Origin of the sequence: Microbacterium sp. JB110, assembly GCF_003335195.1 — a bacterium.
Classification (GTDB): Bacteria; Actinomycetota; Actinomycetes; order Actinomycetales; family Microbacteriaceae; genus Microbacterium.
The window spans coordinates 64,637-75,365 of record NZ_QPGM01000005.1; the positions used below are offsets into that span (position 1 = coordinate 64,637).

Below are 10,729 nucleotides of genomic sequence, written 5' to 3' on the forward strand. Positions count from 1 at the left end.
GTTTAGAGTTAGGATTGCCTAATCTCAACTGTATACAAAAAATACGAAGAGGAGACGACGCATGCAGCGACGACCAGAGGCGGCGGTGCCGCAGATCACCCGGATGATCGTCGACCAGCTGCTCGACGGCAGTCTGCGTCGCGGGCAGAAGCTCAGCACGGCGCGCGTCGCTGAGATGACGAACGTGTCACGCGTTCCGGTGCGCGAGGCGCTGCGGGAGCTCTCGGTGCTCGGCGTCATCGACTATCTGCCGAACCGCGGCTTCCGAGTGCCACCGCTGCCGGGCACGCTGGAGCTCGAGGCACTGCTCGACGTGCGGGACCTGCTGGAGCCGGAGGCGCACGCGTATGCCGCCGAACGGGCGACGGACGAAGAGGTCGCCGCCATCGTCGATGCCTTCGAGCGCGGCACTCTCGCGGAGTCCGCGGGCGAATACGGACAGGCCGCGCGGCTGCACCACCGGGGCCTGCGCGCCATCGTCGATGCGAGTCATCACCCGGAGCTGCAGCGAGTGCTGACCCCGCTGATCATCCGGAGCGCCCTGCACTTCCCCGCGGTCCGCGCCGCGGCCGATGCCGAGGGCTTGAAAGGGCATCGCTCCAGCGCGCAGGCCATCGCCGATCGCGACCCGGAGCAGGCCAGGCTGCGCGCGCAGGAGCACCTGGCGTTCCTGCGCCGCCTCGTCGAGACAGTCGCACCGGATGAGCGCCCCCGCGTGCGGATCCGCCGCCGCACGCTGCCGTGAACCGCGCCGTACGCTGCGCACCGCACAAGCCCTAGACTCGTAGCGTGATCGATCCGGTACTTCTACGCGAACAGCCAGAACTCGTGACGCGCTCGCAGGAGGCTCGCGGGCACTCCGCCGAGTCGGTCAGCGATGCCGTTGCGGCCGAGCAGGAGCGCCGCACCGCGCTGACCGCGTTCGAGGAGCTGCGCGCCGAGCAGAACGCATTCGGCAAGCAGGTCGCGAAGGCGCCGAAGGAGGACAAGCCGGCGCTCGTCGCGCAGGCCAAGGAGCTCGCGGCGAAGGTGAAGGACGCGCAGCAGGCCGCGAACGAGGCCGAGCAGGCGTACAACGACGCGATGGCGAAGATCGAGAACGTCGTGATCGATGGCGTTCCTGCGGGCGGCGAGGAGAACTTCGTCACCCTGCGCGAGGTCGGCACGCCCCGCACCTTCGACCCCGCCGAGTTCCCCGACGGGCCGCTCGACCACCTCGCTCTGGGTGAGAAGCTCGGCGCGCTCGACATGGAGCGCGGCGCGAAGGTCTCGGGCGCCCGGTTCTACTTCCTCAAGGGCATCGGCGCCCGCCTCGAGATCGCGCTGATGAACTACGCGCTCTCGGTCGCACTCGACAACGGCTTCACGCCGATGATCACGCCGACGATCGTGCGCCCCGAGATCATGGCCGGAACCGGCTTCCTCGGTGAGCACTCCGACGAGATCTACCACCTCGAAGAGGACGACATGTACCTCGTCGGCACCAGCGAGGTCGCGCTCGCCGGGTACCACTCCGACGAGATCGTCGACCTGTCGAACGGCCCGCTGCGCTACGCCGGATGGTCGACCTGCTACCGCCGCGAGGCGGGGTCGCACGGCAAGGACACCCGCGGCATCATCCGGGTGCACCAGTTCAACAAGCTCGAGATGTTCGCGTACACGGCTCCGGATGACGCCGAGGCCGAGCACGAGCGTCTGCTCGCGCTCGAAGAGCAGGTGCTCACCTCCCTCGGTCTCGCGTACCGCGTGATCGACGTCGCCGCCGGTGACCTGGGGTCATCCGCTGCCCGCAAGTTCGACACGGAGGCGTGGGTGCCGACGCAGGGCGCCTACCGCGAGCTCACGTCGACCTCGAACTGCACGACCTTCCAAGCCCGTCGCCTCGACGTGCGCCACCGCCCGGAGGAGGGCGGCCGCACCCAGCATGTCGCGACGCTCAACGGCACGCTGGCCACCACGCGATGGATCGTGGCGATCCTCGAGAACGGCCAGCGACCGGATGGGTCGGTGGTGGTTCCCGAACCGCTGCGCCCCTTCCTGGGCGGCCTCGAGGTGATGGAGCCGATCGCGTGAGCGCTGTCCAGCGGCTCATCGCCCTCGATCTCGACGGAACCGTTCTGCTGGAGGACGAGACCTTCAGTCCAGGAGTCGTCGACGCCGTCGCCGCGGCCGAGCACGACGGCAACATCGTCACGATCGCAACCGGCCGTGGCTGGGACGCCACCGCGCGCATCCTGCACGGCCTCGGCATCCGGCCCGACTACGTGGTGTGCTCCAACGGTGCGGCGATCATGAGCCGCAACGACGCTGTCGAGACCGGTTACGAGCGCCACGCCACGGAGACGTTCGACCCGTCCGAGGTTCTCGAGCTGCTCGAGAAGGAGCTGCCGGACGCGACGTACCTGGTTGAGCTGCCGGACGGCTCGCGGCTGTACACGAGCTTCGTCGACGACTGGGATCTGCGCGACGAGGACACCCGCAGGGTCACGCTCACCGAGATGCGCGGCCGCGAGGTCGCGCGCGTCGTGGTGGTCTCGGCAGATCACACGGAGGAGGACTTCGTGCGCATGGTCGAGGAGATGGGGCTGAACCAGGTCTCCTACGCCGTCGGCTGGACGGCATGGCTCGACATCGCGCCGGCCGGCGTGAACAAATCGACCGCGCTCGAGCAGGTGCGCGAGCTGCTCGGAATGCCCCGCGAGAGCGTCGTCGTCATCGGCGACGGCCGCAACGACATCGGCATGTTCGAGTGGGCCGCCGCCGGCGGGGGCAGGGCGTTCGCGATGGGCCAGGCCCCGGACGAGGTCAGCCAGGCGGCCACAGACATCACCGACGACGTGGAGGACGGCGGCGTGGCCGCAGCACTCGAGGCGATCGGCGTCGGAGCGGCCTGAGCACGCATCTGCCTGCGTTGTCGTCAGTCGCCGACCTGGTGGTCGACTCCTTCCTCCGCCTCGGCATACACGCACTCAGACCGCTCCGAATGGGCGGCGTCGGTCGGATGGCATAGACTCGATGCTCGGCGGGTCACCGTCTGGAGGGTTGTCCGAGCGGCCGAAGGAGCCGGTCTTGAAAACCGGTGGGCGGCAACGTCCCGTGGGTTCGAATCCCACACCCTCCGCCAAGGATCGCACCGTTCCGGTGTCGGAAATCGACCTCCTGCCCACCCGCGGGGGGCGATTCCTCGCACGGGAACGACGGTGCTCGGCCGCGGGTAGCCTGGAGGAGTGAGCACGCAGACTTTCTCCGACCCGCCGTGGTCGGACGACGGAGTGAACTTCCACACCCGGAAGTGGGTCAAGCCCGAGGACCTCAATGCCAACGGGTCGCTGTTCGGCGGCAGTCTGCTGCGCTGGATCGATGAGGAAGCGGCGATCTACGCCATCCTCCAGCTCGGCAACTACCGCGTCGTGACGAAGCTGATCTCCGAGATCAACTTCGAGTCATCCGCGCTGCAGGGCGATCTCATCGAGATGGGGCTCGCGGCGACGCACTTCGGTCGTTCCTCACTGACCATGCGGGCGGTGGTGCGCAACATGATCACGCGCAAGCGCATCCTGACGATCGATCGGCTGGTGTTCGTCAGCGTCGACCAGGACGGCAAGTCGACGCCGCACGGATACACCGACATCACCTACAACCGCGACCGGATGCCGCGCGAGCACCCGGCTACGGGAACCGTCTCGCTGCCCTGACCCGGCGTCCCGACGTTCGGCTCTGGCATCTCGGCGTTCCTACCGGCGCCCGTCGGCCCGCGCGGCCTCAGCCGGCCAGCTCGAGCTCGACGCCGCCCGCTGCGATGTCGGTCGAGACCACGCGCACGCGGACCTCGGTGCCCGCGGTCGCCTGCTGCGGGACGTGCGCTGTGACGAAGGGGTCGATGATCTGCACACGGCATCCGGCCTTGGTCTCGGCGACGACCGCCGCGTCCAATGCATCTCCGATGCGCGAAGTCAGCACGGCGGCCTCGATGCGGTCGACCGCGCCCGAGTCCAGTCGGCTGGCCAGCGTGCCTGTGCGCTGCATGGTGCCGGGCAGCTCGCCGAGCGAATCAGCTGCCCACTGCGGCACCTCGCGCCCGTTCGCCTCTGCCTCGCAGATCGCGAGCGACCAGCGATCGACGAGCCGGCGTAGCGGTGCGGTCGTGTGGGCGTATGGGGCGCCGATCGCCGCCTGCTCCGTCTCCTCCGGCGGTTCGCCGTCGAACGCCTCGTACCCCGCGCCGCGGAAGAGCACTGTCGCGGCAACCATCACCGCGGCGGTGGCTGAGTCATCCGGATCGAGTGTGCGCAGGTACTCGCCGTAGTCGACGCCATCCGGCCACGGTCGCCCCAGCGCGCGGGTCGTGGCGCGGAACTCGGCCAGCGACTCCTCGTCTGCTGGCGGCAGCGTGCGCAGGATGCCGACGCCTGCCGCGAGCATCAGGTCGGCTGCGGCCATGCCCGTCAGCAGCGAGATCTGCGCGTTCCAGTCCTCCACGGGCAGGGGAGCGCGCCGGATGAGGTCGTACCCGTGTTCGGTCTCGACGACCTCCTCCTCCGGAATGTTCAGGCTCGCACCTCCCCGCGCCGACTCGCGCTCGATGCGCAGCGGCCCGATGACGCGCAGCAGGGCCACCTCATCCGGTGCCGTGCCTGCGTCGATCTCGCGCTGCGCCTCGTCGTACGACCACTTGCGGCGCGAGCGCACCCACGCACGAGTGAGGTCGACGTCGCCGACAGCACCGGATGCGTCGAGCTGTATGCGCCACACATAGGCGCGGCGGCGCTCGTCGGGCAGCAGCGACGCCACCCCGTGCGAGAGGGGCTCCGGATGCAGGGGCACCGCGCCGTCCGGAGCGTAGAGCGTCTGGCCGCGGCGGCGGACCTCCTGATCGAGCGCTCCGCCCGGGGTGACGAACGCGGCGACGTCGGCGATCGCGTAGTGCACGACGAATCCGTCGCCGGATCTTTCCAGGTGCATGGCCTGGTCGAGGTCGCGCGAGGTCGGAGGATCGATCGTGTGGAACCGGATGTCGGTCATGTCGGCGCGATCCGCGTCTGAACCGTCGACCGCGGAGGAGGATGCGGCTCGCTCCGCCTCGGCTAGGGCTTCGGGCGGGTAGTCGTCGGGGATGTCGAGTTCGTCGCGAAGGGCGGCGAGCGAGTCGGCGAGGGCGCCGCGGACGGCACCGGGGCGCAGGTGGGAATGACGTGCCGGCATGGCCACACTCTACGGTCGCGGCGCTGCGCCGCGCGCGGAGTTCGAGCGAGTTTCGTGCGCGCGCGCCGAGCCGTTACTATGGTCAGTGCACCTGCGGGTGCAAGGAGACGTGCCGGAGCGGCCGAACGGACTTCACTGCTAATGAAGGGTCGGGGTTAAACTCGACCGGGGGTTCAAATCCCCCCGTCTCCGCCGATTGTCCTGAGTCGCGACAACGTTGACAGACGAGTCGAGACTCAGGACTTTTCGTCTGTTCTGGGGCACCGATTCGATCGGTCGACCAGTATGCTACTCCCGTGAACCCTTCGCTGTCGAAGACGCGTCCGATCCTTCTCTCGCTGATTGCCGTCCTGGCTGTGATGGCGTCGCTGTTCATGGCGCCGACGACCGCCAGGGCCGACTCACAATCGATCACCGGAACGATCGACGCGTCAAGCCCGACGTACGTGCGACCCGTGACAGGGGGCTGCGGTGCAGGGAGTGAGGAGACTCACTACGCCGTCGTCAAAGTGACGATCACCGGAACGGGGCCGACGGGCTCTCTGATGGACTTCGCCGTGACGCCGAACGGTGACTTCGCGCTGACGACGACGCTCTACGACCCGCCGTTCCAGCCGGATATGCCCATCGTGAACTGCTATGGCGCGAAAAGCAGCTCGGCCGACGGGGAGGCGGTCGAATGGGCGTACACCAACCCGATCACGATCCTTGAGGGGTTCGAGCACCGCGACTTCTATCTCGTGGTCACCGGGAGCTCAGTCGCCGACCTCGGTGCGTTCACCGTCGAGGTGAACGCAGAGACGCTTCCCGTAGAAGTCGAGATCGTCCCGCAAGAGCCTGCGCCCGACACGACCGCCCCTGACCTGACGCTGCCGGTCGACGTGGTTGCCGAGGCAACCGGTCCGGGTGGCGCCGAGGTCAGCTACAGCGCGTCTGCATCCGACGACGTCGACGGCGAGATAGTGCCCGACTGCTCGCCCGCTGCAGGCGCGGTGTTCCCCCTGGGCAGCACGGTGGTGAGGTGCACCGCCACCGATGACGCCGCCAACTCCAGCTCAGGCGATTTCACCGTCACCGTCGAAGACACCACACCGCCGGAGCTCGTCGTCTCTGATGATCTCAGCGTCGAGGCCACGGCGAGCAGCGGTGCCGTCGTGGACTACAGCGTCTCCGCGACGGACCTTGTCAACGGCCCGGTCTCGCCCGTGTGCGTGCCCGAATCAGGGAGCATCTTCACCCTCGGCGAGACGACGGTGAGCTGCACTGCCACGGATGAAGCGGGCAACGCCAGCGAGGCAGGAACGTTCGTCGTCACCGTCACCGACGCCACTGCACCCGTTCTCGATCTTCCGGCAGACATCACGGCGGAGGCAACCGGAGCGAGCGGTGCGATCGTCGACTACACGGCGACCGCGGCCGACGCTGTCGACGGCGCAGTCGCAGTCGACTGCGTTCCCGCCGCCGGCACGACCTTCGCACTCGGCACGACGACCGTTTCCTGCTCAGCAAGCGACAGCGGAGGCAGCGTCGCCACGGACGCTTTCGACGTCACCGTCGAGGACTCCACCGCACCGGTGCTGGATCTTCCGGATGACGTCGGGGCTGAGGCGACCGACCAGAACGGTGCGGTTGTCACTTTCGCAGCATCGGCCATCGACCTGGTCGACGGCGACATCTCTCCTGAATGCGATTCGGCTTCGGGAAGCCTCTTCCCTCTCGGCGTGACGACGGTGACCTGCACAGCCACGGATGAGGCGGGCAACGTCACATCGGGAGCGTTCGATGTGACGGTCAACGAGGCGGCTGACCGCCCGGATGATGACGACACTCCCGACGACGCTGTTGACACGGAGCAGCCGGATTCCGGCGGTGCGGGCGCGGAACAGTCGGGCACCGGCCCCACAGCCTCAGAGCTCGCGGTGACCGGTTCCACGATCCCTGCGGCTGGTCTCAGCGGGGCACTGGCGCTCGTCCTCGGAGGGTTGGTGCTGACGCTGCGACGCCGTCACGGGGTGCGCTGACGTGGCGCGCTGCAGGACTGACCTCAGCCCGCCGGAAACGGTGTTCGACGCCGAAACACAGCCCCTGCTCGGGGATATGCCAGAAACTACCCGGATAAGATTGCGCCGTGTCGACTAGAACCGGAGTGCACCGCTCGCGCCGCCCCGCGCAACACGCTGCGCCGCAGCGAAAGCGGCTCTGGCCGAGGATTGTCGGCTTCGGAGTCGGCGGAGTTTTCCTGCTGGGCATCATTGCGCTCGGTGTCTTCGTGTATCAGGCCATCTCGGTCGCCTCTAACCTGCTGGCAGCGAAGGACGAGATCTCTCTCGTTCTCGATGACGCCACCAGCGGAGACACTCAGCAGGTCGTCGAGCATGCCGAGAAGATCCAGGACATGGTCGAAGACGCCAACGGCAAGGTGAGCGGACCGCTCTGGTCGATCGCGTCGGCAGTTCCTCTGGTGGGCGAGAACGTCAACGCCGTCAGGCTCGCAACGCAGGCGACGCACACCATCGTCGAGGGGGCGCTGCCGCCGGGCATCGCCATCCTGAACAGCCTCGATCTGAAGGACGCGTCGATCAGCGACGGCGGCCTCGACCTCTCTCCGCTGCGCGACGCGCAGTCGTCTCTTCCCGACATCAGTGATGCCTTCGATTCGGCCAATGAAACGGTCAGCAGCATTGATCGCGACAAACTGCTGCCAGTTGTCGACGATGCGGTCAGCTCGCTGACCGACGTGTTCGAGATCGCGGCGCCGGCTCTCGACCTCGCCGAGCAGTACCTCCCGAACATGCTCGACCTCGCGGGCGCCGAGGAACCTCGTCGCTACATGCTCGTCTTCCAGAACAACGCGGAGATCCGCTCGGGCGGCGGCCTGCCGGCGGCGACCGCCATCGTCGACGTCGACAACGGCAAGGCAGAGCTCGCCGACCAGACGAGCACCTACTCCTTCCGACGAGACCTCAAGGTGATCGACCCGCCGGACGAGATGGAACAGCTTTACGTCTCAGACACCTTCACCGGCTTCGGAAACTTCACACGCACGCCGAACTTCCCGACGACGGCTGAGGCGTTCGACTCGCTCTGGAACATCACCACGGACGAGCACCTCGACGGCGTGATCACGATCGACCCGGTCGTACTGTCGTACATGCTCAAGGCGACAGGGCCTGTGACCAGCACTGACGGCACGGTGCTGACGAGCGAGAACGCCGTGCAGGGGCTGCTGTACGACGCGTACCAGCGGTACACCGGTGAACAGCAGGACCTGTTCTTCGGCGACGTCGCTGCGCGCGTGTTCGACAAAGTTGCGGACGGCGACTGGGATCCGGTGCAGATGATCGACCAGCTCGTCCGCGCAGCAGAGGAAGAGCGACTGCACGCCTGGTTCCCCCGTGAGGACGAACAGGCCATGGTCGAGGACCTCGAGATCGACGGCGCGCTGCCCACGTCCAACGATGAGGCAACCGAGGTCGGGCTCTTCCTGAACGACTACGCGGCGAGCAAGCTGACGTACTTCCTCGAGTCGAGCCTCAGCCTGACCTGCGATGTCGCAGCGGGCACGATGACGACCTCGATCACCGTGGCCAACGACGTGCCGGTTGACGGCATGACGAGCTACCAGCTGGGCATCCGCAACAAGCGCTATTCGATTCCGTTGGATTGGTTCGTTCTCGACGTGATGTACTTCGCGCCTCCGGGGTCGGAGATCCTGAGCGTCTCGCCCGACCCCGATGTGTCCTGGGAGACCCGTACGGGCGTCGAACGAGAGCGCAACGTGTGGAGCAACCGATTCTTCGTCCCCACGGGCGAGACGAAGACCATGTCGTACACGTCGACGATCCCGGCCGGAGACCTCGGCCCGGCATCGCTCCGCTTCTCGCCGACCGTCACGGACACCCCGGTGACGATTGACGACAGCTGCGGGTCAGTTTTTGCCGAGGCGTCGGCCGCCGAGTGACGTGAGCTCCCGACGTGGAGTGACAGCCGACGGACCGTCACTCCACGTCGGTGTTTCCCTCGGCCACGGAACCGAGTTCTTGGGGGTCACCGTCTGTGTCGAATGCCTCGAGGCGATTCTGAACGGCAACGCGCAGAGATCCGTGCAGTCTTTGGACGGAACGTGCCAATGTGCGCGGGCCTCCGGCGTGTGACAGAATGCTTGGATATTGCGCCGGCGTGAACGGTGTGTTTCATCTGTAGCCGGCCCGGGGAGTACGAAACTTGCGAAAGATCGTTTCCCGCGCAAAGCGTGTAGTCGTCGGAGCGCTCGCGCAAAGTCACATTCGTCGGGGAACGACGCCAGCCGCGGCCCGGCTTCAGGTGCGCCATGATCTCCGTGACCTGCGCAGCGGCGCAAGTCATTCGCAAGGCTCCGTATTCGGCCGCCGTCAGTTCCACGATCTGCACCCCCTGAACACGCGTCGCCTCTGGCTCAGCAATCGCGTGATCGCCCGTCGGGTTGTGCCCGAACTGGCCGGTCTCGTGGAAGACGGCTACTGCGTGCTCTCCAGAGCCGCTGAGCACGCGGAGGGGCTCTCCGTCGTGCGCCTGCGGGAGTTCCCCGAGGACGTGAGCGCAGACGTGTCGGGAATCATGGAGATCGTGCACCTCCGTGGGAACGTGCGCATCGTGCCGTTGCGCTGGGATCGGGGGCCGGGAGTCATTCTCGAGGCCGACTCGAGCGGGACTCTTCTCCTGGGTGGTCGCGCCGTCTCCCGCGACGAACTGACTGAAGCGCTCGTCGAGATCTGCAGCCGCACTCGGTGCGTGATCATCAACAGCACCGAGCGTGCGAGGCTTCTTCCTGACCACACGCCGGATGACACGATCATCAGGATGTACATCGGACGCTCCGACGACGCAGCACGCGTTCTTGACGCCGAGATGCTCGCACATGATGCCCTGAAACTCGCGGTTCCCGACGACAAGCGCTCCGTGTCGCGCGGGAGTTTCCTCCGGCGTCCTCCGTTCTTCGCGCTTGACCACGCTCGCTCCCGGTTCGCCGTGCGCGTTCCTCTGAGTCTTGACACCGGCGCTCCGGTCGGAGGAGATGGCGACCCGCTTGCGGGGTTTGCTGGCGCCGTGCGGCACATCGAGCGTGTATTGAGTGACCGTTCCTGTCGCTTTGTCTTCATCTCCGTCGATGTTGCTGTCGGAGCCGACGGACGGTACCGCATCGTCGACATCGCGGCGAACCCCGTGCACCCCGGTGCGCGGTCTTTCGATCAGCCAGCCGAGCAGTTCCTCCTCGCGAAATGGATTGAGACACAGCGCGATCGATCGGCCCGCGCCGCTTCGGTGTCCGTGCGGCGCAGGGTCCGGCGCGGAGTCACCCGCGGTGCATGGAGGGTTCGGGCGTTCCGGCTCCGGGCCTTGGGATTCACAGGTCCGGCGGCGCGTGAGTGGAATCGTGTGCAGTTGAAAGACCGTCGCAGGCATGTGCTGCCCAAGCGCCACGCTCGACGAGCTCATGAGTGGGGCTTCGACGCGTCGACCGTCTCACGATTCGGGATCACGGAAGCGA

Annotated in this window: 8 protein-coding genes and 2 tRNA genes; 8 read left to right on the plus strand and 2 right to left on the minus strand. The window is 67.1% G+C overall.

What is annotated here, in order from left to right:
* Positions 1 to 61 precede the first annotated feature (61 nt).
* From CIK77_RS10210 to CIK77_RS10230, 5 genes are all read left to right on the plus strand, one after another.
* Positions 62 to 745 carry a GntR family transcriptional regulator gene (locus CIK77_RS10210; protein ID WP_087054209.1) on the plus strand — a complete coding sequence of 228 codons (684 nt, stop codon included), beginning with the start codon at positions 62 to 64 and terminating at the stop codon, positions 743 to 745.
* Between the two features lie 44 nt (positions 746 to 789).
* Positions 790 to 2,073 carry a serine--tRNA ligase gene (gene serS / locus CIK77_RS10215; protein WP_087054210.1) on the plus strand — a complete coding sequence of 428 codons (1,284 nt, stop codon included), beginning with the start codon at positions 790 to 792 and terminating at the stop codon, positions 2,071 to 2,073.
* Positions 2,070 to 2,894, plus strand: a complete 825-nt coding sequence (locus tag CIK77_RS10220; RefSeq protein WP_249268494.1) for an HAD family hydrolase — start codon at positions 2,070 to 2,072, stop codon at positions 2,892 to 2,894. Before serS ends, CIK77_RS10220 begins: the two co-directional genes overlap by 4 nt.
* A gap of 142 nt (positions 2,895 to 3,036) precedes the next feature.
* Positions 3,037 to 3,124 (plus strand) — tRNA-Ser (locus CIK77_RS10225).
* Positions 3,125 to 3,227: 103 nt separating this feature from the next.
* Positions 3,228 to 3,695 (plus strand): acyl-CoA thioesterase, encoded by a 468-nt coding sequence (locus tag CIK77_RS10230; RefSeq protein WP_249268495.1) that lies wholly within the window; start codon positions 3,228 to 3,230, stop codon positions 3,693 to 3,695.
* Positions 3,696 to 3,762: 67 nt separating this feature from the next.
* Here the strand turns inward: CIK77_RS10230 and CIK77_RS10235 are convergent, their stop codons facing one another.
* Complete coding sequence (locus tag CIK77_RS10235; protein ID WP_087054284.1) at positions 3,763 to 5,202, minus strand: RNB domain-containing ribonuclease; 1,440 nt, start codon at positions 5,200 to 5,202, stop codon at positions 3,763 to 3,765.
* 103 nt (positions 5,203 to 5,305) lie between these two features.
* On the opposite strand from CIK77_RS10235, the gene CIK77_RS10240 reads away from it, so the two are divergent.
* The 3 genes from CIK77_RS10240 to CIK77_RS10250 all read left to right on the plus strand — a co-directional run bounded on the left by CIK77_RS10240 (position 5,306) and on the right by CIK77_RS10250 (position 9,163).
* Positions 5,306 to 5,394, plus strand: a tRNA-Ser gene (locus CIK77_RS10240).
* A 104-nt stretch (positions 5,395 to 5,498) separates the two neighbouring features.
* Positions 5,499 to 7,223, plus strand: a complete 1,725-nt coding sequence (locus CIK77_RS10245) for an HYR domain-containing protein (RefSeq protein ID WP_087054211.1) — start codon at positions 5,499 to 5,501, stop codon at positions 7,221 to 7,223.
* A gap of 107 nt (positions 7,224 to 7,330) precedes the next feature.
* Positions 7,331 to 9,163 (plus strand): DUF4012 domain-containing protein, encoded by a 1,833-nt coding sequence (locus CIK77_RS10250; RefSeq protein ID WP_140403499.1) that lies wholly within the window; start codon positions 7,331 to 7,333, stop codon positions 9,161 to 9,163.
* Positions 9,164 to 9,249: 86 nt separating this feature from the next.
* Here CIK77_RS10250 and CIK77_RS17665 read toward each other — a convergent pair whose 3' ends face one another.
* On the minus strand, positions 9,250 to 10,677 hold the full coding sequence (locus tag CIK77_RS17665; RefSeq protein ID WP_170934070.1) for a hypothetical protein: 1,428 nt from the start codon (positions 10,675 to 10,677) through the stop codon (positions 9,250 to 9,252).
* Positions 10,678 to 10,729: the final 52 nt, after the last annotated feature.

What these genes read in the sequence shown, in the direction of transcription:
- CIK77_RS10210 (WP_087054209.1), top strand. Translation starts at nt 62, where the DNA reads ATGCAGCGACGACCAGAGGCGGCGGTGCCGCAGATCACCCGGATGATC.
- CIK77_RS10235 (WP_087054284.1), bottom strand. Translation starts at nt 5,202, where the DNA reads ATGCCGGCACGTCATTCCCACCTGCGCCCCGGTGCCGTCCGCGGCGCC.
- CIK77_RS17665 (WP_170934070.1), bottom strand. Translation starts at nt 10,677, where the DNA reads ATGAGCTCGTCGAGCGTGGCGCTTGGGCAGCACATGCCTGCGACGGTC.